Origin of the sequence: Streptomyces sp. NPDC096339, assembly GCF_044762985.1 — a bacterium.
In the GTDB taxonomy this organism is placed as follows: domain Bacteria; phylum Actinomycetota; class Actinomycetes; order Streptomycetales; family Streptomycetaceae; genus Streptomyces.
In genome coordinates this window covers 66,628-89,286 of record NZ_JBIWFI010000007.1, presented here as the reverse complement: position 1 = coordinate 89,286, position 22,659 = coordinate 66,628, and the positions used below count along the sequence as shown (strand labels likewise).

The following is a 22,659-nucleotide window of genomic DNA, read 5'->3' as shown; positions in this document are numbered from 1 at the left end:
CCTGCGGGTACGGCCTCGGGACATTGGTGACGCAGGACACGTGGGCCCGCACCCTCACATGGCGAGCAGCATGGCCAACATCCCCATTCCCATGGCCAGTCGGCAGGCCCGGGTCAGCTCGGCGGACCCCGCCGGGCCGGCCGGCCTCGCGGTCGCGGCACCGGCCGGGTGCCGGATCGTGGCGCCCGCCGTGGTGCCCGCCGTGATCAGGCGCGCCCCGCCGAGGACCACGTAGCCCGCGTAGTAGAGGAGCAGCACCCCGGTCAGCAGCGGGAGCCCGCCGCCGTGCCCGGATCCGTACCCGGCCGCCACCGCCATGTAGACCATCGTCAGCGAGCCCACCAGGTGGTGGGCGTGGTGCGCCCCCTCGCGCAGCAGCCACACGGCGTGCAGGGCCGTGGCGCAGAACACCAGCCCCAGGGCCGTGGCCTGCCACCCGTCGCCGTGCCCGAGCGGAACCGCCATCAACGCCATGCCGAAGCCCATCACGGCTTCCCCGGCCGCGGCGCCGCCCGCTCTGCGCACCCGTCCCAGGCAGTACGCGCCGCTCACCGCGCACAGGAGCACCAGCAGCCACGCGGAGACGGATGCGGAGAGGGACATGGCGGAACCGTGCACGGCGGGGCCCCCGGGATGTCGGCGCTCTCCGGCGTCACCGAAGAGACGGTCAGGGGAAGGGATTCCCGCTTCACGGCATCCTCACGCGGTCCCGGGTTAGGCTCTCGGTGCACTGACCGGCATGTCATATGCCATCGCATGAACGTCGTACAGAACGCAGCACAGATCGCCGTACAGCACGTCGTACAGAACGGAGCGCCCGATGTCGACCGCCCAGCCCGCCCCCCTCAGCTTCCGCGACGCCGGGGAGGCGGACGTGGCCGAGTTGGTGGCGCTCGTCGAGTCGGCGTACCGCGGCGAGACCAGCCGCGGCGGCTGGACCACCGAGGCCGACTACCTGGAGGGCCAGCGCACGGACGAGGACGGGGTCCGCCAGATCGTCGACGCGCCCGAGGGAACCCTGCTCGTCGTCGAGCGCGCGGACGAGATGGTCGCCTGCTGCCACCTCGAACACCGCGGTGACCACGCCTACTTCGGCATGTTCGCCGTCCGCCCCGGCCTCCAGGGCGGCGGCCTCGGCAAGGAGATCCTGGCCGAGGCCGAACGCCGGGCCCGCGAGACGTGGGGCGTCCGCGAGATGCGGATGACGGTGGTGAACGTACGGGAGGAGCTCATCGCCTACTACGTGCGCCGCGGCTACCGGCGCACCGGCGAACTGAGCCCCTTCCCCTACGGTGACGAGCGCTTCGGCGTCCCGCTCCGTGACGACCTGGCCTTCGAGCTGCTGGTCAAGCCGCTGTAGGACGCCTCGTCAGGTCGTCTCGTCAGGTGTCAGGTCGCCTCGTCAGGCGGTGAAGCGGCCCGTGCTGCGGATCTCCGGGAAGTCGGTGACCACGCCGTTCAGCCCGAGCGCCCGCGCGAGCCGCAGCAGGTCCAGGGTGTTGACCTCCCTGCCGATGACCCGCAGACCGGCCTCGTGCGCGTCCTCGACGGTTTCCAGGGTGAGCCGGCGGATGTCCAGGGCGACGGAGCCGGCGCGGACGGCGAGGGCCCGGTCCACGAGGGGCCTGCGGGCCGCTTCGGGCCGGTCCGCGTACAGGCTGGTCCGCACCCCCGGCGCCAGCCGGGCCACCTCGCCCAGGACTTCGTCGTCGAACGAGGCCACTTCCACCCGCGCGGTCAGATCGCGGCGCAGCAGCAGCTCCGCGAGCGCCCCGACGGCCCCGTGGTCCCGTACGGAGACCTGGAGCGGGGCCCGGACCGCGTCCAGGACCTCTTCGAAGACCGGCACGCGCTCGCCCTGCCCGGCGTCGAGCCCGCGCAGTTCGGCCAGGGTTAGGTCGACGACGGCCCCCGACCCGTCGGTGGTCCGGTCCACCTCGGGGTCGTGCAGGGCGACGAGGGCGCCGTCCTTGCTCAGTCGCAGGTCGAGGGCGATGACGTCCATGCCCGAACGTTCCGCTCGCAGGTAGGACCGCAGGGTGTTCTCCGGTTCGACACCCATGACCCCGCGGTGACCGATGGTGAGGAAAGTCAAGGTTCTCTCGCTTCCGTCGACGGCGGCTCCCCGCGCGGTCGCGGTGTCCCGACCGGCCCCGCGCGATTGAGGACGCATGCTAGTGCGCCCGCGGTGCGAAGGGACCGCCCGTGCAGCGCCCTGAATGTGGCGCTCCGGCCGCTTCCCGCACGGGTCGTACGGTCCTTCGAGGCCGACGGTGGCGTGATCGCGTCACCCGGGCGTGGGCGAGTCCCCGCCGGCTTGACGAACGGCCGGGCCGGCCGCCGGACCGCCCGCGTCGAGCTCCGCCAGGTCGGTGAGCAGGGCCTCGGCCAAGTCCAGTTCCGCGAGGTGCTGCCGCTCGCTCCAGCGCAGCGCGAGGGCGGGGAACGCCCATTCCGGTACGTCGGCCGCGTGCTCCATGGCCTCGCGGACGGCGGCCAGTTCGCCCCGGGTGCGCTCCACGTGCTCGACGACCATCGTGCGCAGCCGCTCCGGCTCGGCGAGGTGACCGAGCCAGATCCGCAGCATCAGCCCGTGCTTGAGCACCGGCGGCCCGGCCTCGGCCGTGTCGGCGGCCCAGCCGGCGAGCGCCTCGCGGCCCGCGTCGGTGATGGCGTAGCGCCGCTTGGCCCGCGCCTCCTCGGGCCCCGAGCGCGCGGAGGACGCGTACCCCAGATCCTCCAGGCGGCGCAGTTCCGCGTAGATCTGGCTGATCGCCGGTGACCAGTAGAAGAAGCGCAGGGAGGAGTCCGCCCACTTCTTCAGCTCGTAGCCGGTGCGCTCCCCCGGGAAGGAGAGGAGGCCGAGCATGGCCCACGCGGTAGGCGGCAGCTCTTGCTTCTTCGACTCCTGACTACTAGTCATATTTCGAATTGAAGTGAGGCCGGGCACCGGACGCAACCCTGGAGGCACAGTGAAATTCTCCGTGATCTTCGAAGCTCAGCTTGCGGACCCGACGGTGGAACGGGAGCACCAGGTCATCCACGACTGCGTCGAGCAGGCCGTGCTCGCCGAGCGCATGGGCTTCGACCGGATCTGGGCCGTGGAGCACCACTCGCTCAAGTGGTACGCACACATGAGTGCTCCCGAGATTTTCCTGACCTGGGTCGCGGCCAGGACGAACACCATACGCATCGGGCACGGCGTCGTGTGCATGCCCTTCAACTTCAACCACCCGGCGCGGGTCGCCGAGCGGGCCGCCATGCTCGACCTCCTCTCGGGCGGGCGGCTGGACCTCGGGGCCGGGCGCGGGGGCACCGAGCAGGAGACCTCGCTCTGCGGGGTGGACCGGGACCGGACCACTGCGGAGGTCGAGGAGGCCCTGCGGATCATCGGCAAGGCCTGGCAGGAGGAGGAGCTCGAATACCACGGCGAGCTGATCGACATCGATCCGCACCCGATCCTGCCGAGGCCGAAGCAGACGCCGCATCCGCCGCTGTTCCTCGCGTGCAGCCGGGGCGAGACCCTCGTGCAGGCGGCCGAGCTGGGGATCGGGGCCCTGGTGATGGGCTTCGCCGGACCCGAGTCGATCGCGGGGATGCGGAGCGTCTACGACGCGGCGATCGCCGGGCGGGACGGCGGCCGGTTCGTGTCCACCGTCGTCAACGACCACTTCTCGGTGCTCTGCCCGACCATCGTGCTCGACGACCGCGAGGAGGCGCGGCGGATCGGCATCCGGGGACAGCGGTTCTTCGCGCAGTCCATCGGCCACTGGTACGGCGGGGCCGGCATCCCGGACGAGGCGGTGGTGGCGGGCGCCGACGAGGCCGCGGAGATGCGCCGGGCGGCGGAGCAGGTGGTGGCCCGGCTGCACGAGCTGGACATCCCCGTGCGACCCACCTCCACGGCCACCTTCAACGCCGACCACGCCTACGGGAACGCGGACGACGCCATCGCGTACGTGGAGCGGCTCAGGGCGGCGGGGGCCGACGAGATCATGTGCCTGATCCAGATGGGGACGGTGGAGCAGGAGGCCTGCCTGGAGACCCTGCGGCAGTGGGGCGAGAAGGTCATCCCGCACTTCCGGGGGGCGTGATGACCGACCCCGCCGCCGCTCTCCACACGGACACCGAGGACCGCCCCGGGCCTGCGGCTGCTGCCCTCTCAGACGCCGGGCCTGCCGCTGCCCGCGCCGACGCTGCCCGCGTCGACGCCGGGCCCGCCGTCGGTCGCGCGGGCGTCGGGGTCCGCCCCGGGCCGGTCTCCGCGCGCCTCGACCCCGCCGCGCGGCCCTACCTGGACGTCCTCGCCGCGGCCTTCCCCGATGTCGGCGGGCGCGTCACCGACGCCGACGAGGCGCGGCGGATCCTCGCGGCCGCGCCGCGCCCGGCCGCCGCGCGGCCCCGGGTCGGTGCCGTGGAGGACCGGAGCGTGCCGGGCCCGCCGGGGGCCCCGCCGGTCCCCGTACGGGTCTACCTGCCGGATCCGGAGCAGTGGCCCGGACCCCGCCCGACCGTGGTGTTCAGCCACGGCGGGGGCTGGGTGCTCGGCGACCTCGACACCTACGACACCACCGCCCGCAACATCTCCCGCGCGGCCGGCGCCGCGGTGGTCTCCGTCGACTACCGGCGGGCCCCCGAGCACCGCTTCCCGGCCGCCCTGGAGGACGTCCACGCGGCCCTGTGCTGGGCCGGCGGCCACCTCGACGAGCTGGGAGGCGCCCCCGAGGCCCTGGTGGTCGCAGGAGACAGCTCGGGCGGCAACCTCGCCGCCGCTTCCCTGCTCCTCGCCCGCGAGCGCGGGGGACCGGCCGTCGCGCTCCAGGTGCTGGTCTACCCCGCCCTGGACGCGGCCCAGGACAGCGCCTCGTACCGGGACGACGCGGAGGGCTGCTTCCTGACCGCCGCGCACATGCGCTGGTTCTGGGCGCAGTACCTCGGGCCGGACGGCCGCGCGGACGATCCCCTGGCCTCGCCGCTCCGGGCGGAGCCGGCCGGGCTGCCACCGGCCCACGTGGTCGTCGCGGGATGCGATCCGCTGCGGGACGACGCAGCCGCGTACCACCGGCGGCTGAACGAGAGCGGGATCACATCGGTCCTCGACGGCCGTCCCGGGCTGTTCCACGGCTTCCTGGCACTGGCCGGCGTACTGCCGGAGGCCCGCGCGGCGTTGGAGGGGTTGGGCGGAGCTATCCGTTCCACCCTTTCGGACGGGAAGACTTCCGGTGAAGCGGGGGGTGACGCAGGATAATTTCCCGCTTCACCTCTTGAACGGGAGAGCCTCATATGCATACGCTGCCTTGACGTGAGGTTCTCCTGTGGAGGAAGTGACATGACGGAAACTCTTGTGCCGGGCATCGGCGGGGCCGCAATAACCGCCGGGGCGCGGGTGGTCGACCACCCCGCGTGGCCCGAGCTCAAGGCCGCCGTGGAGGAGATCCGTCCTTGGCAGTCCAAGGACGGGTCGATCGACTTCGAGGCCGAGGGCGCACCCGCCCAGCACACGGCCGAAGCTGCCGTCGGGCGCGTGATCCGCGCCGTCGAGGAGCTCTCCCCGCTGCTCCCGCACGCCACGGCGTACCACGAGGCGCTCGTCAGCGACCTGCGCAAGTGGGCCGCGGGCGGCTTCCAGGTGCCCGACTTCCTCGACTCGCTGCTGGCCTTCCACCCGGCCGCCGAGCGCGCCGACGGGCTCCAGCACCTCGTCGTCTTCCCCATGTACACGCAGAACGGCAACCCGGACCGCAACCTGGAGGCCGTCGCGCTGAAGATGGTGTGGCCCGAGTGGCTCTCCGAGCTGGAGCGCACCCGGTACGACAACCCGCTCTTCCTCGGCATCACCTTCGAGGACTTCACCGCGGGCTACGACACCCACTCCGCCGTGCTCTTCCCGGAGACCATCGCCGTGCGCGAGGCCCCCGAGCGCTTCACCTGGGGCGGCATCTTCTGCGACCGCGAGGCCGCGCGCTTCCGCAAGGTCACCTCGGCCGCCGTCGACATCCTCGGCGTCGAGCTGCCCGCGGACATCGCCGCCATGGTCACCGACCAGGAGCGCTGCGAGAAGGCCTTCGTCCTGTGGGACATGGTCCACGACCGCACCCACAGCCACGGCGACCTGCCGTTCGACCCCTTCATGATCAAGCAGCGCCAGCCGTTCTGGATGTACGGCCTGGAGGAGCTGCGCTGTGACCTCACCGCCTTCAAGGAGGCCGTGAAGCTGGAGTCCGAGGGCAACGAGCACGGCCGTGACGTGCAGTACGCCGTCCTCTTCGACCGGATGTTCCGCTTCCCCGTCTCCGGTGACCGCAACCGCAACTACGACGGGCTCGGCGGCCAGCTGCTCTTCGCGTACCTCCACAAGCACGACGTCGTGCGCTGGACGGACAACAAGCTGAAGATCGACTGGATGCGTGCCCCGCAGGTCACCAACCAGCTGTGCGCCGAGATCGAGGAGCTCTACCGGGCGGGCATCGACCGTCCGAAGCTCGTGCACTGGTTCAAGGCGTACGAGCTGGTCTCGACGTACCTCGCCCCGCACCCGGGCTCCAAGTGGGCCAAGGGTCCCGACGCCCTGGACCTGACGCAGCCGCCGCGCAAGCTGGTCGACGACGTGCTTCCCGACGAGTTTCCGCTGAGCATGTTCTTTGAGGCGCTCGCCAAGAAGCTCAAGGGAACGATCGCCTCCACCAAGGGCATCACCGCCCTCAACGCCGATCAGGCCGAGCGAGTCGCCGCGTGAGCGCTCGCCCACAGGAGGCTGCACAGATGAACGGCTCCGGGAACGGCAACAACGGAAAGCTGCACGGAGCGGTGGTGGCGGTGGCCGGGGCCGGCGGGCCCGCCGGCCGCGCCACCCTGCTCCGCCTCGCCGACGCGGGGGCGACGGTCGTCGCCTCCGACGCCGATGCGGCACGGCTGGCGGAGGCCGTGGACGCGGCGCGCTACGCCCACGGCGGAGCCACCGTCATCGGTGACACCGTGGACCTGCTCGACCTCGAGGCGACCAAGGCGTGGGCCGAACGGACCGAGAAGGAGTTCGGCCGGATCGACGGTCTCGTCCACCTGGTCGGCGGCTGGCGCGGAAGCAAGACCTTCACCGACGTCGACCTCGCGGACTGGGACTTCCTGGAGAAGCTCCTCATCCGCACCGTCCAGCACACCTCGCTCGCCTTCCACGACGGACTGCTGCGCAGCGACCGCGGCCGCTTCGTCCTGGTCAGCCAGTCCGGCGCGCACAAGCCGGTCGCCAACAACGCCGCGTACAACGCGGGCAAGGCGGCGGCCGAGGCGTGGACGCTCGCCATGGCCGACTCCTTCCGCAAGATCGGCGGGGAAGACGGCCCCGGCGCCGCGGCTGCGATCCTGGTGATCAAGGCACTGGTGCACGACGCCATGCGCGCCGAGCGTCCCAATGCGAAGTTCGCGGGCTTCACCGACGTGAAGGAGCTGGCCGAGGCCATCGCCGGCGTCTGGGAGCGGTCCGCAATCGATGTGAACGGACAGCGTCTGTGGCTCACTCCGCAACCGTGAGAACCGATACGGGTAAGACCGACGCCCGCCGCCACCACGACCCCGAGGTGCGCGGATTCGCGAGCGACAACTACGCGGGGGTGCACCCGGAGGTCTTGGCCGCCATCGCGCTCGCCAACGGCGGCCACCAGGTCTCCTACGGCGACGACGAGTACACCGAGCACCTGCAGAAGGTCTTCCGCAGCCACTTCGGCCCGTACGCGGAAGCCTTCCCGGTCTTCAACGGCACCGGCGCGAACGTCACCGCCCTCCAGGCGATGACGGACCGCTGGGGCGCCGTGATCTGCGCCGAGACGGCGCACATCAACGTCGACGAGGGCGGCGCGCCCGAGCGGATGGCGGGCATCAAGCTGCTCACCGTCCCGACCCCGGACGGCAAGCTCACCCCCGAGCTCATCGACCGGCAGGCCTGGGGCTGGGAGGACGAGCACCGTGCCATGCCGCAGGTCGTGTCGATCACCCAGAACACCGAGCTCGGCACCCTCTACACGGTCGACGAGATCCGCGCGATCTGCGAGCACGCGCACGCCAAGGGCATGAAAGTGCACCTCGACGGCGCCCGGATAGCCAACGCCGCGGCCTCGCTCGACGTGCCGATGCGCGCCTTCACCAACGCGGTCGGCGTGGACGTGCTGTCCTACGGCGGCACGAAGAACGGCATGATGTTCGGCGAGGCCGTGGTGGTGCTGAACCCGGACGCGGTCCGGCAGATGAAGCACATCCGCAAGATGTCGATGCAGCTGGCGTCCAAGATGCGGTTCGTGTCCGTGCAGCTGGAGGCCCTGCTCGCGAAGGACCTGTGGCTGCGCAACGCCCGGCACGCCAATGCCATGGCGCAGCGGCTGGCGGCGGGCGTCCGTGAGACCGACGGCGTGGAGATCCTCTATCCGGTGCAGGCGAACGGGGTGTTCGCGCGGCTGCCGCACGAGGTGTCCCGACGGCTGCAGAAGCGTTTCCGCTTCTACTTCTGGGACGAGAGCGCCGGCGATGTCCGCTGGATGTGCAGTTACGACACCCAGGAAGAGGACGTCGACGCCTTCCTCCAAGCCCTGAAGGAAGAGATGGCCCGCTGACCCCAGCTCACCGCTGAACGGTGCATGGATATACCTCCGATCGGAAATCTATTGATCTTCGATCGGAGGTCTGTCTATGCTCCGGCGCATGCAGCTGATCCAACAGAACCCCGACATCCACGCCTATCTGGCATCGGATGAGGCGATCGACCACTGGCACCCCCTGGTGCAGGAAACCGCCGACGCCCTCTGGTCCGCCACCGGCGACGCATATTCATACGCCAAGACGGCCTTCGAGTTCGTCCGCGACACCATCCCGCACTCGGCCGATTCCGGTGACATGCGGGTCTCCTGGCAGGCCTCCGACGTCATCGCCACGCGCAACGGCATCTGCTACGCCAAATCCCACGCCCTCGTCGCCCTGCTGCGCGCCCAGGGCATCCCGGCGGGCCTGTGCTACCAGCGCCTCGCCGACGACGACGGCTCGAACCCCGCGATCCACGGGCTGGTCGCGCTCCGGCTCCCCGGCGGCGAGAGCTGGGCCCGGGTCGACCCGCGGGGCAACATGCCGGGTGTGGACGCCCAGTTCAGCCTGGAGGCCGAGCAACTGGCCTTCCCCGTGCGCCCGGAGCTCGGCGAGATCGACTACCCCGAGCTCTACGCCGCCCCGCACCCGGCCGCCCTCAAGGCGCTCCAGAGCTCCGCCGACCGGCCGGAGTTGTGGCGAAACCTGCCGACGGCTCTGTGACGGCCCCGGCGGGCGCGGGCCTCCGCCCCACCGTCAGTACGTGCACCAGCGCCGCCGCGAACTGAAGCCCGGCGATCCCGGCCAGCAGCAATCCCGCGGGCGCGTCGGCCGCGAGCCCCACCAGGGCCGCGCCGGCCGCCGCCGCCGTCATCTTCAGCCCCGCCCCCAGCGTGAACACCTGGGTCCGGACCCCGTCCGGGGCGTACTGCGCGCGGATCCGCAGCGTCGCCGTGAGCAGCGGTCCGTCGCACACCCCGGCCACCGCGAACAGCGCCGCCGTGACCGCGACGGACGGCGTGAACGCGGCCGCCGTCAGGGCCGCGCCCGTACCGACCATCGCCCAGCGCACCAGCCGACCCGGCGCCACCGACGTCATCCGGCCCAGCGTGAGCGAGCCCGCCAGGGCGCCCACCGCGAAGGCCGTCATCAGCACGCCGCCGGCGCCCGGGCTGCCGAGCCCGGTGGCCAGCAGTACCGAGGTGGTGGTGAGCGAGCCTATGCCCACGAAGGCCAGGGTCGTCGCCGCGGTGACCGCCCGCAGCTCCCGTACCCGCCACAGCGCCGCGAGCCCCGCCGCCGCTCCGGCCGGCGGCCCGAACGGCTGGGCGCCCGCGTTCCGGTCCTCGTACGGGAGGGTCGCGGCCAGCGCCGCCGCGGCCCCCGCGGCCGCCGCCAGGACCCCCATCGCCGGTCCGGCCGAGACCGTCGCCGCGACCAGGCTCACCACCGCCGGGGCCGTGACCGCCGCGGCGTTGTAGGTGGAGGCGTCCCAGCCGTACGCCCGGTCCCGCCCGGGCCCCGCCGGGACCAGTGCGGTGACCAGGCTGGACAGGCCGCCCGTCACCATCGGTCCGCAGGTCCCGCCGAGCACCGCCACCGCGAACACCAGCGCCTGCGGGGCCCGGCCCAGCAGTACGGCCAGCGCCGCCACGGCTGCCGTGAACCCGGCCAGCGCGCCCACGTGGAACAGCCGGGGCCTGCGGGTCCGTGCCGCCGCGGCGCCCGCGAGCGGGGCCGCCAGCACGTTGGGAACCAGCCAGGCCGTCAGCACGAACGCCCCGTGCGCCGCGCTCCCCGTGCGTTCCAGGGCGAGCAGCACCACGGCCATGCCCATGCCCTCGTTGGCGAACCGTGCGGCCAGCGCCGCCGCCAGGTAGCGCCCGAACCCGCCCATTCCGGCCCCCCGCGTTGTGTAACGTGATAGGTGGACAAGACGTTACGTCATTCGAGTGTACGGGGAAAGGATCCAGGCGTGGTGGACTCCCGAGGGGGCTTTTCGGCGGTCCGGCGGCTGATCGACCTCGCCGAGGCGGTCCGGACCGCCCCCGACCTGCCGCGAGCCGGCCTCGCGGAGCTGCTCGCCGCACACGGGGAGCGTCCGGCCGACCTCACCGAGGAGGCCTTCTCCGAGGCGGGCGCGGCGGAACTGCGCGCCGCGGCACGGCGGATGGGGGAGGTGCTCGCCGAGGGCGACGAGGACCGGGCCGCCGAGGCGCTCAACGCGCTGTTCGCGGAGTGCGCCACACGCCCCCGGCTGACCCGGCACGACGGCCACCCCTGGCACCTGCACGTGGACCGGGGCGAGGGGGCCGGCTGGGGCGACTGGTTCCTGGCCTCCGGCGCCCTGGCCCTCGCCGGACTGCTCACCGAATACGGGCGGATCGCCTGGGGGGCCTGCGCCGCCGCGGGCTGCGGTCGGTTCTTCCTGGCCACCGGGCCGGGCAGCACCCGCCGGTACTGCTCCACCACGTGCGCCACCCGCGCGAGGGTCGCGGCCCACCGCCGCCGCAAGCGCGAGGGTTGACCCCGGCGGCCCGCCTGCTGATAGGAAACTTTCTTGTCGGACGCCGTTGTCGGCTTGGCATGGGCATGAGTATCTTCGGCCCACCGGAACCCCTCCCACCGGAAGGCCCCCCATGCGTTTCGGAATCCCCGCGGGACTCGCCGCCCTGGCCCTCGGCCTGACCGTGACCCTGCTGCCAGGCCCCACCCAGGCAGCGCCCCCCGCCCAGGTCTCGGCCCCGGTCTCGGCCCCGGTCCCCGCCCCGGCCGCGCCCGCGCGGTTCGCGCACCCCGGAGTGCTCAGCAGCCGCGCCCAGTTGGAGTTCGTACGCACCCAGGTACTGGCCGGGCGGCAGCCGTGGAAGGCGGCGTACGACCAGATGCTGGCGAGCGAGTACGCCTCGCCGACCCGCACCGCGAAGCCGCGCGCCGTCGTCGAATGCGGCTCGTACTCGAACCCGGACATCGGCTGCTCCGACGAGCGCGAGGACGCGATAGCCGCCTACAGCCACGCACTCGCCTGGTACATCACCAAGGACCCCGCGCACGCGAGGAAGTCCATCGAGCTGATGGACGCCTGGTCCGCGGTCATCAAGGACCACACCAACAGCAACGCCCCGCTGCAGAGCGGCTGGGCCGGCTCCACCTGGCCGCGCGCCGCCGAGATCGTGAAGCACACCTACACCGGCGGCTGGCCGAACCAGGGGCGCTTCGCCACCATGCTGCGCGAGGTGTACCTGCCCGAGGTGATCGGCGGGAAGCCGAACAGCAACGGCAACTGGGAACTGATCATGATGGACGCCGCAGTCGGCATCTCCGTACACCTCGACGACCGCGCGAGCTACGACAAGGCGATGGGCATCTACCTCGGCCGCGTCCCCGCCTACTTCTACCTCGCGTCGGACGGCGCGCAGCCCGTCTACCCGCCGCGTTCGAGCATCGACACCCGCGGCGAGCTGATCGACTACTGGCACGGCCAGAGCACCTTCGTGGACGGCCTCGCCCAGGAGACCTGCCGGGACTTCGGCCACACCGGCATGGGCATCGCGGCCGCCCTGCACGTCGCCGAGACCTCACGGATCCAGGGACGTGACCTCTACCCGCAGTTCAAGGACCGCTTCCGGCACGCCCTCGGCTTCCACGCCAAGTACGAACTGGGCGAGCCCGTGCCCTCCTGGCTGTGCGGCGGGCGCCTGACCAAGGGCATCGGCCCGGCCACCGAGGTCGGCTACAACGCCCTGCACACCCGGCTCGGCGTCACGATGGAGAACACGCGCCGTCTTACCGAGGGACGGCGCCCCGCGGGCACCGAGAACCACTTCGAGGCCTGGGAGACCCTGACCCACGCCGAGAACCCCAACTGACGGGGCCTGCGGCACGCCGACGGCCTCCGGGACCAGGTGCTGGTCCCGGAGGCCGTCGCGCACGGTGTCGGCGGGGTCAGCCCCGCTCCTTGACCTCCGCGGCCGTCGGGGCGGTGCCGCCCAGGTGCGCCGGGAGCCACCAGGAGTCGGCGGCGTCCTTCGGCTTGGCCGGATAGGCGCGCTGCGCCGACTCGAGCAGCTCCTGCACCCGCTCGCGCACCCTGCGCGTGATCGCGCCGGCGTACTGGTCGGTGGGCGCCTCGATCGGCTCGCCGACGCGCATCGTCACCGGGATGTGGCTGCGCTTCAGGTTCTTCGGACGCCCCTTGGTCCACAGCCGCTGGGTGCCCCACAGCGCGACCGGGATCAGCGGGACGCCGGCCTCCTGCGCCATGCGCGCCGCACCCGACTTGAAGCTCTTGAGGGTGAACGACTGGGAGATCGTCGCCTCGGGGAACACCCCGATGATCTCGCCGGAGCGCAGCGATTCGAGGGCGTGCTGGTACGCGGTCTCACCCTGCGCGCGGTCCACCGGGATGTGCTTCATCGCGCGCATCAGCGGGCCCGACACCCGGTGCCGGAAGACCGATTCCTTCGCCATGAAGCGCACGAGCCGCTTCTGCGGCCGCGCGGTCAGACCGGCGAAGATGAAGTCGAGGTATCCGATGTGGTTCGACACCAGGACCGCCCCGCCCTTGCGCGGGATGTTCTCGGTGCCCTTCATGTCGATGCGGATGTCGAGCGCCCGGAACAACGTGTGCGCGGCGCCGATCACCGGGGGGTAGACGAGCTCAGCCATGGTGCGGAGACCCCGCTTTCTGCCTGGGGAGGTGCTCCCGGCCGGAAGTTACGGCAGCGTAGGTACGCGGCCATGGGGGATGGTGCCCCATACTCGGCCTGCTGGCCAGTCCAGACGCCCGTGCCGGGGGAGATTCTCGTCACGCCGGGAATGGTGCAGGTCCGGGCAGTGCTCCGATCCTCGTACGAGCGTACGGCGATGATGTACGCGGACGAAGACGGGCGTGAGACGGGAGTGCGCGTGCTCGGGCGAACGGACGGGCCGACGATGCTGGGTGCGGCGGAGCTGGGCGAGGCACCGGGGGAACGGGCCACCCTGGTGCAGTTCTCCAGCGCCTTCTGCCAGCCCTGCCGGGCCACCCGGCGGATCCTCGCCGAGGTCGCGGAGATGGTCGAGGGGGTCGCGCACATAGAGATCGACGCCGAGGAGCGGCTGGACCTCGTACGGGCCCTCGGCATCGAGAAGACCCCGACCGTGCTCGTGCTCGACTCGGCGGGCCGCGAGGTGCGGCGGGCGGCCGGCATGCCCCGCAAGGTGGACGTGATCGCGGCCCTGGGTGCCGCCGTATGACCCCGTGGCGGGGCGTCGGAGGGCCCCGGACGCGCCGGTGCACGCGCCCGCACGCAGCGTGACGCGCCTGACATCTGTCTCGTCTCGCTTGACTGTGTACACGAGAGATCGCCAGGCTGGCGGCATGCGGTACGAACTCCTGCTCTTCGGCCGGGTCCACATAGACCTCGTCCGCCACGCGAGCGCGCTCTGTTGGGATCAGTGAACGCCCCGACCCCTGATCGCCGACCCGTGCCCGCGTTCGCCGCGGCAGAAGGAAGACTCATGACCGCCCCGACGGCACCGTCCCCCGGCCTCGCGGCCGCCCTCCCGGGCTCGCCCGACCTCCTGCGCTCCGTCTTCCGCCGGCACGCCGCCGGCGTCGCCGTGATCACCGCCGCGGACGGGGCGCGCCCGGTCGGCTTCACCGCGACCTCGCTCAACTCCGTCTCCGCCGAGCCGCCCCTGCTGTCCTTCACGACCGGCACGGGCTCCTCCAGCTGGCCCGCGGTGCGCGACAGCGAGTACCTCGGCGTCCACATACTCGGCGAGCACCAGAAGGAGCTGGCGGGCCTGTTCGCCCGCAGCGGAGCCGACCGCTTCGGTCCGGCCACCGACTGGAGCGTCGGCCCGCACGGGGTCCCCGTGCTGGACGGCGTACTGGCGTGGCTGGTGTGCCGGGTGGTGGCACGCGTGCCCGCCGGAGAGCATCGTGTGATCATCGCGGAGGCGGTCGCCGGCGACCCGGCGGGGGATCCGACCGGCGTGGGCCGGCCCCTCCTCTACCACCAAGGACGCTTCAACGCGTTGCGCGACTGAATCGTCCCTGTTGGGAGCAGTTGCGCGGCGTTGGACAGATCACAGTTCACCAGCCTTGCGGGTTGGCGGAACCCAAGGTGTACTGACGAGTAACATTCCCTTCGGAGCGCGGGCCGCCCCGACCGGGATCCGCCCGACAAGGCGCCTATGCTGCCTGCACAAGGCGGTATCAGAAAAAGACGATGCGGTAGGAGAGCCGGCGTGAGCCTGAGGATCGTTGTCTGTGTGAAGTACGTGCCCGACGCCACCGGCGACCGGCACTTCGGCGATGACCTGACCGTCGACCGCGACGACGTCGACGGCCTGCTGTCGGAGCTCGACGAGTACGCCGTCGAGCAGGCGCTGCAGATCGCCGATGAGGCCGACGACGCCGAGATCACCGTCCTGACGGTGGGCCCCGAGGACGCCAAGGACGCGCTGCGCAAGGCGCTTTCGATGGGCGCCGACAAGGCCATCCACGTCGAGGACGACGACCTGCACGGCTCCGACGTCATGGCCACCTCGCTGGTGCTCGCCAAGGCCGTCGAGAAGGCCGGCTACGACCTGGTCATCACGGGCATGGCGTCGACCGACGGCACGATGGGCGTGCTGCCGGCGATCCTGGCCGAGCGCCTGGGCGTCCCGCAGGTCACCCTGCTCTCCGAGGTCAAGGTCGAGGACGGCGTCGTGACCGGCCGCCGTGACGGCGACACCGCGAGCGAGCAGCTGGAGGCCTCCCTCCCCGCGCTCGTCTCGGTGACGGACCAGTCGGGCGAGGCCCGCTACCCGTCCTTCAAGGGCATCATGGCCGCCAAGAAGAAGCCGGTGCAGTCCTGGGACCTGGAGGAGCTGGAGATCGAGGCCGACGAGGTCGGTCTCGAGGGCTCCTGGACCGCGGTCGACGCCGCGGCGCAGCGTCCGGCGCGCACCGCCGGCACGATCGTCAAGGACGAGGGCGAGGGCGGCAAGGCGCTGGCCGAGTTCCTGGCCGGCCAGAAGTTCATCTAAGAGCTTCGGCCAACCCCTCACAGTCCCCAGACACTTCGCAACAGCAGGAGAGCAGTCCCATGGCTGAAGTTCTCGTCTACGTCGACCACGTGGACGGCGCCGTCCGCAAGCCCACCCTCGAGCTGCTGACGCTGGCCCGCCGCATCGGCGAGCCCGTCGCCGTCGCGCTGGGCGCCGGCGCCGCCGACACCGCCGCCGCGCTCGCCGAGCACGGTGCCGTCAAGGTCCTGACCGCCGACGCCCCCGAGTTCGCCGAGTACCTCGTGGTACCGAAGGTGGACGCGCTCCAGGCCGCGTACGAGGCCGTTTCGCCGGCCGCCGTGCTCGTCCCGTCCTCCGCCGAGGGCAAGGAGATCGCCGCCCGCCTGGCCGTGCGCATCGGCTCCGGCATCATCACCGACGCCACCGACCTGGAGGCGGGTGACGAGGGCCCGGTCGCGACGCAGTCCGCCTTCGCCGCGTCCTTCACCACCAAGTCCCGTGTCTCCAAGGGCACCCCGGTCATCACCGTGAAGCCGAACTCGGCCCCGGTCGAGGCCGCTCCGGCCGCCGGCGCCGTCGAGGCGCTCGCCGTCACCTTCGGCGCCCTGGCCACCGGCACCAAGGTCACCTCCCGCACCCCGCGCGAGTCGACCGGCCGCCCCGAGCTGACCGAGGCCGCGATCGTGGTCTCCGGCGGCCGCGGCGTCAACGGTGCCGAGAACTTCCACATCATCGAGGACCTCGCGGACTCGCTCGGTGCGGCCGTCGGTGCCTCGCGCGCCGCCGTCGACGCCGGCTGGTACCCGCACTCGAACCAGGTCGGCCAGACCGGCAAGTCGGTCTCCCCGCAGCTGTACATCGCCTCCGGCATCTCCGGCGCGATCCAGCACCGGGCTGGCATGCAGACCTCGAAGACCATCGTGGCCATCAACAAGGACGCCGAGGCCCCGATCTTCGACCTGGTCGACTACGGCGTGGTCGGCGACCTCTTCGCGGTCGTCCCGCAGCTGACCGAGGAGATCAAGGCGCGCAAGGGCTAATCGCCTGACCTGCGCTTCTCTTCGAAGCTCCACTTCTCCGGGGCCGTGTGGTGATTGTCACCGCGCGGCCCCGAGTCGTTTGTCCAGGACGACCGAGGGACCATTGACGGAGCGGAACCCCGTGACTAAATTCTGCTATGCGGATCTAAGCTTCCGTGAAGCGGAAAAGAGGAGAGTGCACGATGGGTCAGCAGGAGAAGGTGGCGACGAGCCTCGCAGGCGCGGTCAGCGAGGGCATCAGCGCTTCCCTCGCGCCGGTGGACGCGGAACTCGCGCGCCATTACCCGGGCGACCCCGGCACCCGTCAGCCCATTCACACCGTCTACGTACCCGGTGACGTCTTCGCGGCGGACACCATCCGTTCCTGGGGCGACCAGGCCCTCGCGGCCATGGACGAGCACGCCCCGGACGCCGCCACCTTCGCCAAGGTACTCGGCATCCCGGACGAGCTGGCCGTACCGGTCTACGAGCGCGTCCGCGCCAAGCTCGCCACGGAGCCCATCGAGGACCTCCGCGTCGACTTCGAGGACGGCTTCGGCGTCCGCTCCGACGAGGAGGAGGACCAGGCCGCCGCGCGCGCCGCCCGCCTGATCTCCGAGGCGTACTCCAACGGCACCAACGCGCCGTACATGGGCATCCGCATGAAGTGCATGGAGTCCAACGTCCGCGACCGCGGCATCCGCACCACGGACGTCTTCCTGTCCGGCCTGCTCGCCCACGGCGGCCTCCCGGACAACCTGGTCCTGACCCTGCCGAAGGTGACGTACGCCGAGCAGGTCACCGCCTTCGTCCAGCTGCTGGAGGCCTTCGAGAGCACCCGCGGCCTGCGCCCGGGCCGCATCGGCTTCGAGATCCAGATCGAGACCAGCCAGTCCATCCTGGCCTCCGACGGCACCGCCACCGTGGCCCGCATGATCGAGGCCTCGAAGGGCCGCGCCACCGGTCTGCACTACGGCACCTTCGACTACAGCGCCTGCGTCGGCGTGTCCGCGGCCTACCAGGCCAGCGACCACCCCGCCGCCGACCACGCCAAGGCGATCATGCAGGTCGCGGCCGCCGGCACCGGCGTGCGCGTCTCCGACGGCTCCACCAACGTGCTGCCCATCGGCACCACGGAGAAGGTGCACGAGGCCTGGAAGCTGCACTACGGCCTCACCCGCCGCGCCCTGGCCCGCGCCTACTACCAGGGCTGGGACATGCACCCGGGCCACCTCCCGACCCGCTACGCGGCCGTCTTCACCTTCTACCGCGAGGGCCTCGAAGCCGCCGCCGCGCGTCTGAAGGCGTACGTGGCCAAGATCGAGGGCGACGTGATGGACGAGCCCGCCACCGCCAAGGCCCTGGCCGGCTACCTGGTCCGCGGCCTCGACTGCGGCGCGGTCGGCACCGACGAGGTCACCGCCCTCACCGGCCTGACCCGTGCCGAACTGGACGCCTTCGCGATCCCGCGCCGCTCGGCGACCCTGACGGCGACCGCCTGATCCACCCCTGCGGGGCCCGGCCGGAATCCTCCGGCCGGGCCCCGCGGCGTTTCACACAGCGCCGGTGGGCGGGAGTTCCCCCGAGCCGCGGGGGATCAGGCGGGTCGGGAGTTCGATGCGGGTCGGGGGGAGGGCGGCGCCGGCCAGGCGTTGGAAGAGGCGGTCCGTGGCGACGCGGCCCAGGGCCGCCGCGTCCTGGGCGACCACCGTGATGCCCGGGTTCAGCAGGTCGGCCAGTTCGAAGTCGTCGAAGCCGACCAGGGCCACCGGGTGCGCCGGCGCGGCGAGGACCCGGACCAGCGTGACCGTCACCCGGTTGTTGCCCGCGAAGAAGGCCGTCACCGGTTCCGGACCCCCGAGCATCGCGCGGGCCGCGGCCGCCACCCGTTCCGGGTGCGTGGAGCCGAGGGAGACCCATGAATCGGCCACCGGCAGGCCCGCCCGCGCCATCGCATCCCGGTAGCCGCGCAGGCGTTCCGTCGCCGTGTGGATGCGCGGGTGGTCCCCGATGAAGCCGATCCGGCGGTGGCCGCCCGCGATCAGGTGGGCGACGCCCTCCCGGGCGCCGCCGAAGCTGTCCGAGAGGACCACGTCCGCGTCGATCCGGCCGGCCGGCCGGTCCACGAACACCGTGGCCACGCCCGCCCGGATCTCCGGTTCCAGGTAGCGGTGGTCGTCACCCGCCGGGATCACGATCAGCCCGTCCACCCGGCGCGCGCACAGCGCGAGCGCCAACTCCCGCTCCCGCTCCGGGTCCTCGGCGCTGGAGCCGTTGATGAGCAGCGCCCCGTGCGCCCGCGCCACCTCCTCCACCGCCCGGTTCAGCGGGCCGTAGAAGGGGTCGGCGAGGTCCTCCAGGACCAGGCCGACCGTGGCGGTACGGCCCTTGCGGAGCACGCGCGCACTGTCGTTGCGGCGGAATCCGAGCGCCTCGATGGCCTCCTGGACGCGATTCTCCGTCTCGGGGGTCACGCCCGGTTCGCCGTTGACCACACGCGACACCGTCTTCAGGCCCACGCCCGCGCGGGCCGCCACGTCCTTCATCGTGGGCCGGTTGCCGTAGCGGGGGTCGGACGGGCGGCGGTTGGTGGCCACGGCTGCAAAACCTCCGGAGGTAGCGGACAGCGCTCTGACCTTGAGGATAAGCACTCGGCTGATTAACGGGTTTCCGTGGCAGGGTGGTGCGGGCAAGCCACTGGGGGCTCCGGACGAGCCATGCGGAGAGGGGTAGACGTGATTGTCTGGATCAACGGCACATTCAGCGCCGGGAAGACCAGCACGGCCCGCGAACTGGCCGGAATCCTGCCGGACAGCACCCTGTTCGACCCGGAGTTCATCGGGGACGCGCTGCGCGTGCTGCTGCCGCGCAAACGGCTGGCGGAGGTGACCGACTACCAGGACCTGCCGAGCTGGCGCCGGTTGGTGGTGGACACCGCCGCGGCGATGCTCGCCGAACTGGGCGGAGTGCTCGTCGTACCGATGACCCTGCTGCGGCAGGAGTACCGGGACGAGATCTTCGGCGGCCTCGCGGCGCGCCGCATCCCGGTGCGCCATGTGCTGCTGGCCCCCGCTGAAACGATCCTGCGGGAGCGGATCGCGAACCGCGAGGAGCCGGGGGACCCGCAGGAGGTGGACCTCCACGTCCGCCAGTGGGCCTACGACCACATCCCGGTCTACCAGCAGGCCCTCGGCTGGCTCACCGCCGACGCGCACGTCGTCGACAACGGCGCCCTGACCGTGCGGGAGACCGCCGAGCGGATCGCCGAGGCCGTCCGTACCGAGGCGGCCCCCGTCTGCGACATCGTGCAGACCCCGGAACCCGTGCGCGAGACCGTGGCCGCCGGGGTGCTGCTCTTCGACGAGCACGACCGGGTGCTGCTCGTGGACCCGACGTACAAGGCGGGCTGGGAGTTCCCGGGCGGGGTCGTCGAAGCCGGCGAGGCTCCGGCCCGGGCGGGCGTACGGGAGGTCGCCGAGGAACTGGGCCTCGTACTGGACGACGTGCCGGGCCTGCTCGTCGTCGACTGGGAGGCTCCGCAGCCCCCCGGGTTCGGGGGGCTGCGGCTGCTCTTCGACGGCGGCCGGCTGACCGAGGAGGCGGCGCAGCGGCTCCGGCTGCCGGGCCCGGAGCTCCGCGCCTGGCGCTTCGTCACCGAGGCCGAGGCCGCCGGACTGCTCCCGCAGCACCGGTACGAGCGCCTGCGCTGGGCCCTGCGCGCCCGCGAGCGGGGGCACCCCCTGTACCTGGAGGCGGGCGTCCCCGTCGGCTGACGGGCCCCGTCAGGCCGGGGTGTCGGCGGCGGCCTTCGCGAGGGCCGCCGCCGTGTCCGCGGTCAGGGGATCGCCGTGGCCGAAGCAGGCGACGTCGGGGGAGAGCGCGGCCAGCCGGCGGAAGGAGTCGATCGCCCGGGCGCGGTCCACGTTGAAGACGCCCAGCATCAGCGGGCCGACGGCGGCGACGCAGTCCCCCGTGAACAGCACCCCGTGGCGGGGCAGGTGCACGCCGATGCTGCCGTCCGTGTGGCCCGGGGCGTGGACCGCGTAGGCCCCGTCCCCGAAGCCCAGCGCGTCCCCGTCCTCCAGTTCCTCGTCGACGGGGGTCGGCGGGGCCTCGGGCACGGTCAGGCCGTGCTCGTACAGCGGGACCTCCCAGTCCAGCAGCACCGGTTCGGGGACCGGCAGCTCGCCCCGGATCACGGGCGCGTCCAGCCGGTGCGCGAGGACCCGCGCGCCCCAGCGGGCGGCGAGCTCACCGGCCGCGCCGATGTGGTCGCGGTGGCAATGGGTGAGCACGATCCGCTCCAGCCGCCCGGGCTCCAGCCCGAGGGAACGTATCGCCCCCTCGATCTCGGCCGCGGACCGCGCGTTGCCCGAGTCGATCAGGGTGAGGGCTCCGTCGTCCTGCCAGAGGTAGGCCTGGCCGATGGGGAAACGGAGCATGTGGAGCCGGTTCGGAAGTACTTCGACAAGATCCATACGGCGAACGTACGCACGACCGGGCGCCCGGGACACGCCACTTCGCCGGGAGCGCGGTACGCCCAGAGCGCACTGCGCCCTGGGCGTACACGCACGTCACTGCGGGGTCAGCCGCGCTTGGACTCCGCGTAGTTGACGAGGAACAGGGCCTCCGCCACCGACAGCCGCTCCAGCTCCTGCGGCGACACGCTCTCGTTCACCGCGTGGATCTGCGCCTCCGGCTCGCTCAGCCCGATCAGCAGCATCTCCGCCTCCGGGTACAGCTGCGTCAGCGTGTTGCACAGCGGGATCGAGCCGCCCATGCCCGCGACCTGCATCTCCTGGCCGGGGTACGCCTCACCCAGCGCCGCGGCCATGGAGGCGTACGCCGGGCTGTCCGTGTCCGCCTGGAACGGCTGGCCCTGACCCACGACCTCCAGCTCCAGCCGCGCCTTCCACGGGGTGTGCGCCACCAGGTGCGCCTCCAGCAGCTTGACGGCCGCGGCGGTGTCCACGCCCGGCGGCACCCGCAGGCTGATCAGCGCAGCCGCGCTCGCGTGCACCGACGGGGTGGCGCCGACCACCGGAGGGCAGTCGATGCCGAGCACCGTCACGGCCGGACGGGCCCACAGCCGGTCCGCGATCGTGCCCTCGCCGATGAGCTCGACACCGTCCAGCACCTTCGCGTCGGAGCGGAAATCGGCCTCCGGGTACTGCAGGCCCTCCCACACCGCGTCCGAGGCCAGACCGTCCACGGTCGTCGAACCGTCAGCCGCGCGCAGCGAGTCGAGGAGGCGGATCAGCGCGGCCAGCGCGTCCGGGGCGACACCGCCGAACATGCCGGAGTGCAGGTTGCCGCCCAGCGTGTCGATCTTCACCTTGAGCAGGCACATGCCGCGCAGGGTCGCCGTCACCGTCGGCAGGCCGAGGCGGAAGTTCCCCGCGTCGCCGATGACGATGGTGTCGGCGGTCAGCAGCTCCGGGTGCGCCTCGGCGTACTGCTGGAGACCGCCGGTGCCCTGCTCCTCCGAGCCCTCGACGATCACCTTCACGTTCACCGGCACACCGCCGTTGGCCTTCAGCGCGCGCAGCGCCAGCAGGTGCATGATGAACCCGCCCTTGCAGTCGGCCGCACCGCGCCCGTACCAGCGGCCGTCGCGCTCGGTCAGCTCGAAGGCGGGGGAGATCCAGGCCGCGTCGTCCAGCGGCGGCTGCACGTCGTAGTGCGCGTAGAGCAGAACGGTCGGCGCTCCCTCGGGGCCGGGAAGGAAGCCGTAGACGGACTGGGTGTCGTCGGGGGTGTCGAGCAGGGCCACGTCCTGGAAGCCCTCGGCGCGCAGCGCGTCGGCCACCCAGTTCGCGGCGCCCTCGCTCTCGCTCCGGGGGAACTGTGCCCAGTCCGCCACCGACTGGAAGGCCACCAGCTCGGTGAGCTCCTGCTTGGCGCGGGGCATCAGCGAGGCGACGGTCTCGGCGATCGGATTCTGGGACATGGGCACGCTCCTTTTGGGTGCGACGTTGTGCTCTGTGTACGGCTTCCCCGCATGCGCGGGGGTGCGCGTATGCCGGGTACGGCGAAAGTCAGTCCTGATCCTCGCACAACGGGGCGACGG

23 protein-coding genes are annotated in these 22,659 nt (G+C 72.1%); 15 read left to right on the top strand and 8 right to left on the bottom strand.

The annotated features are described in order from the left end of the window. Positions 1-54 precede the first annotated feature (54 nt). On the bottom strand, positions 55-603 hold the full coding sequence (locus ACIQ5Y_RS12885) for a DUF5134 domain-containing protein (protein ID WP_403879013.1): 549 nt from the start codon (positions 601-603) through the stop codon (positions 55-57). A 217-nt stretch (positions 604-820) separates the two neighbouring features. Between ACIQ5Y_RS12885 and ACIQ5Y_RS12880 the strand changes: the two genes are divergently transcribed. Continuing rightward, a complete protein-coding gene (locus ACIQ5Y_RS12880) occupies positions 821-1,360 on the top strand; it encodes a GNAT family N-acetyltransferase (RefSeq protein WP_403879011.1) in 540 nt (179 codons plus the stop codon). A 42-nt stretch (positions 1,361-1,402) separates the two neighbouring features. Here ACIQ5Y_RS12880 and ACIQ5Y_RS12875 read toward each other — a convergent pair whose 3' ends face one another. Both ACIQ5Y_RS12875 and ACIQ5Y_RS12870 read right to left on the bottom strand, forming a co-directional pair. Beyond that, positions 1,403-2,095, bottom strand: coding sequence for a glycerophosphodiester phosphodiesterase (locus ACIQ5Y_RS12875; protein ID WP_403879009.1), 693 nt, complete (start codon positions 2,093-2,095; stop codon positions 1,403-1,405). 192 nt (positions 2,096-2,287) lie between these two features. Then, a complete protein-coding gene (locus ACIQ5Y_RS12870; RefSeq protein ID WP_403879007.1) occupies positions 2,288-2,923 on the bottom strand; it encodes a PadR family transcriptional regulator in 636 nt (211 codons plus the stop codon). A 49-nt stretch (positions 2,924-2,972) separates the two neighbouring features. On the opposite strand from ACIQ5Y_RS12870, the gene ACIQ5Y_RS12865 reads away from it, so the two are divergent. The 6 genes from ACIQ5Y_RS12865 (at position 2,973) to ACIQ5Y_RS12840 (ending at position 9,288) form a co-directional block, all read left to right on the top strand. Beyond that, entirely contained in the window at positions 2,973-4,094 is a 1,122-nt protein-coding gene (locus ACIQ5Y_RS12865; RefSeq protein ID WP_403879005.1) for an LLM class flavin-dependent oxidoreductase, read from the top strand. Next, complete coding sequence (locus ACIQ5Y_RS12860; RefSeq protein WP_403879003.1) at positions 4,094-5,248, top strand: alpha/beta hydrolase; 1,155 nt, start codon at positions 4,094-4,096, stop codon at positions 5,246-5,248. The genes ACIQ5Y_RS12865 and ACIQ5Y_RS12860 overlap by 1 nt, the downstream gene beginning before the upstream one ends. 81 nt (positions 5,249-5,329) lie before the next feature. Beyond that, on the top strand, positions 5,330-6,736 hold the full coding sequence (locus tag ACIQ5Y_RS12855) for a DUF6421 family protein (RefSeq protein ID WP_403879001.1): 1,407 nt from the start codon (positions 5,330-5,332) through the stop codon (positions 6,734-6,736). A 26-nt stretch (positions 6,737-6,762) separates the two neighbouring features. Continuing rightward, on the top strand, positions 6,763-7,527 hold the full coding sequence (locus ACIQ5Y_RS12850) for an SDR family NAD(P)-dependent oxidoreductase (protein ID WP_403879000.1): 765 nt from the start codon (positions 6,763-6,765) through the stop codon (positions 7,525-7,527). Next, positions 7,506-8,600: a threonine aldolase family protein gene (locus ACIQ5Y_RS12845; protein WP_403878998.1), complete on the top strand. Its 1,095-nt coding sequence runs from the start codon at positions 7,506-7,508 to the stop codon at positions 8,598-8,600. Before ACIQ5Y_RS12850 ends, ACIQ5Y_RS12845 begins: the two co-directional genes overlap by 22 nt. An 88-nt stretch (positions 8,601-8,688) precedes the next feature. After that, positions 8,689-9,288, top strand: a complete 600-nt coding sequence (locus ACIQ5Y_RS12840) for a transglutaminase family protein (RefSeq protein WP_403878996.1) — start codon at positions 8,689-8,691, stop codon at positions 9,286-9,288. Here ACIQ5Y_RS12840 and ACIQ5Y_RS12835 read toward each other — a convergent pair. After that, positions 9,224-10,462 carry an MFS transporter gene (locus tag ACIQ5Y_RS12835; protein WP_403878994.1) on the bottom strand — a complete coding sequence of 413 codons (1,239 nt, stop codon included), beginning with the start codon at positions 10,460-10,462 and terminating at the stop codon, positions 9,224-9,226. The genes ACIQ5Y_RS12840 and ACIQ5Y_RS12835 overlap by 65 nt on opposite strands. Positions 10,463-10,540: 78 nt before the next feature. Between ACIQ5Y_RS12835 and ACIQ5Y_RS12830 the strand changes: the two genes are divergently transcribed. Continuing rightward, positions 10,541-11,092 carry a CGNR zinc finger domain-containing protein gene (locus tag ACIQ5Y_RS12830; protein ID WP_403878992.1) on the top strand — a complete coding sequence of 184 codons (552 nt, stop codon included), beginning with the start codon at positions 10,541-10,543 and terminating at the stop codon, positions 11,090-11,092. A 112-nt stretch (positions 11,093-11,204) separates the two neighbouring features. Beyond that, positions 11,205-12,434: an alginate lyase family protein gene (locus tag ACIQ5Y_RS12825; protein WP_403878990.1), complete on the top strand. Its 1,230-nt coding sequence runs from the start codon at positions 11,205-11,207 to the stop codon at positions 12,432-12,434. Positions 12,435-12,510: 76 nt separating this feature from the next. Here ACIQ5Y_RS12825 and ACIQ5Y_RS12820 read toward each other — a convergent pair whose 3' ends face one another. Continuing rightward, a complete protein-coding gene (locus ACIQ5Y_RS12820) occupies positions 12,511-13,233 on the bottom strand; it encodes a lysophospholipid acyltransferase family protein (RefSeq protein ID WP_403878988.1) in 723 nt (240 codons plus the stop codon). A 267-nt stretch (positions 13,234-13,500) separates the two neighbouring features. Here ACIQ5Y_RS12820 and ACIQ5Y_RS12815 point away from each other — a divergent pair, with 267 nt between their 5' ends. From ACIQ5Y_RS12815 to ACIQ5Y_RS12795, 5 genes are all read left to right on the top strand, one after another. Further along, positions 13,501-13,803, top strand: coding sequence for a thioredoxin family protein (locus ACIQ5Y_RS12815; RefSeq protein WP_403879233.1), 303 nt, complete (start codon positions 13,501-13,503; stop codon positions 13,801-13,803). Between the two features lie 264 nt (positions 13,804-14,067). Beyond that, positions 14,068-14,601 (top strand): flavin reductase family protein, encoded by a 534-nt coding sequence (locus ACIQ5Y_RS12810; RefSeq protein ID WP_403878986.1) that lies wholly within the window; start codon positions 14,068-14,070, stop codon positions 14,599-14,601. Positions 14,602-14,802: 201 nt separating this feature from the next. Then, entirely contained in the window at positions 14,803-15,588 is a 786-nt protein-coding gene (locus ACIQ5Y_RS12805) for an electron transfer flavoprotein subunit beta/FixA family protein (RefSeq protein ID WP_403878984.1), read from the top strand. 59 nt (positions 15,589-15,647) lie between these two features. Beyond that, a complete protein-coding gene (locus ACIQ5Y_RS12800; protein WP_403878982.1) occupies positions 15,648-16,610 on the top strand; it encodes an electron transfer flavoprotein subunit alpha/FixB family protein in 963 nt (320 codons plus the stop codon). A 182-nt stretch (positions 16,611-16,792) separates the two neighbouring features. Continuing rightward, entirely contained in the window at positions 16,793-18,091 is a 1,299-nt protein-coding gene (locus ACIQ5Y_RS12795) for a DUF6986 family protein (RefSeq protein WP_403878980.1), read from the top strand. A gap of 51 nt (positions 18,092-18,142) precedes the next feature. Here ACIQ5Y_RS12795 and ACIQ5Y_RS12790 read toward each other — a convergent pair whose 3' ends face one another. Next, positions 18,143-19,135 carry a LacI family DNA-binding transcriptional regulator gene (locus ACIQ5Y_RS12790; RefSeq protein ID WP_403879231.1) on the bottom strand — a complete coding sequence of 331 codons (993 nt, stop codon included), beginning with the start codon at positions 19,133-19,135 and terminating at the stop codon, positions 18,143-18,145. Between the two features lie 189 nt (positions 19,136-19,324). Between ACIQ5Y_RS12790 and ACIQ5Y_RS12785 the strand changes: the two genes are divergently transcribed. Then, positions 19,325-20,362 (top strand): NUDIX domain-containing protein, encoded by a 1,038-nt coding sequence (locus tag ACIQ5Y_RS12785; protein ID WP_403878978.1) that lies wholly within the window; start codon positions 19,325-19,327, stop codon positions 20,360-20,362. A gap of 9 nt (positions 20,363-20,371) precedes the next feature. Here the strand turns inward: ACIQ5Y_RS12785 and ACIQ5Y_RS12780 are convergent, their stop codons facing one another. Together ACIQ5Y_RS12780 and ACIQ5Y_RS12775 are read right to left on the bottom strand one after the other, a co-directional pair. Further along, positions 20,372-21,067 carry an MBL fold metallo-hydrolase gene (locus ACIQ5Y_RS12780; RefSeq protein ID WP_403878976.1) on the bottom strand — a complete coding sequence of 232 codons (696 nt, stop codon included), beginning with the start codon at positions 21,065-21,067 and terminating at the stop codon, positions 20,372-20,374. Positions 21,068-21,174: 107 nt separating this feature from the next. Beyond that, positions 21,175-22,539, bottom strand: coding sequence for a dipeptidase (locus ACIQ5Y_RS12775; RefSeq protein WP_403878974.1), 1,365 nt, complete (start codon positions 22,537-22,539; stop codon positions 21,175-21,177). Positions 22,540-22,659 lie beyond the last annotated feature (120 nt).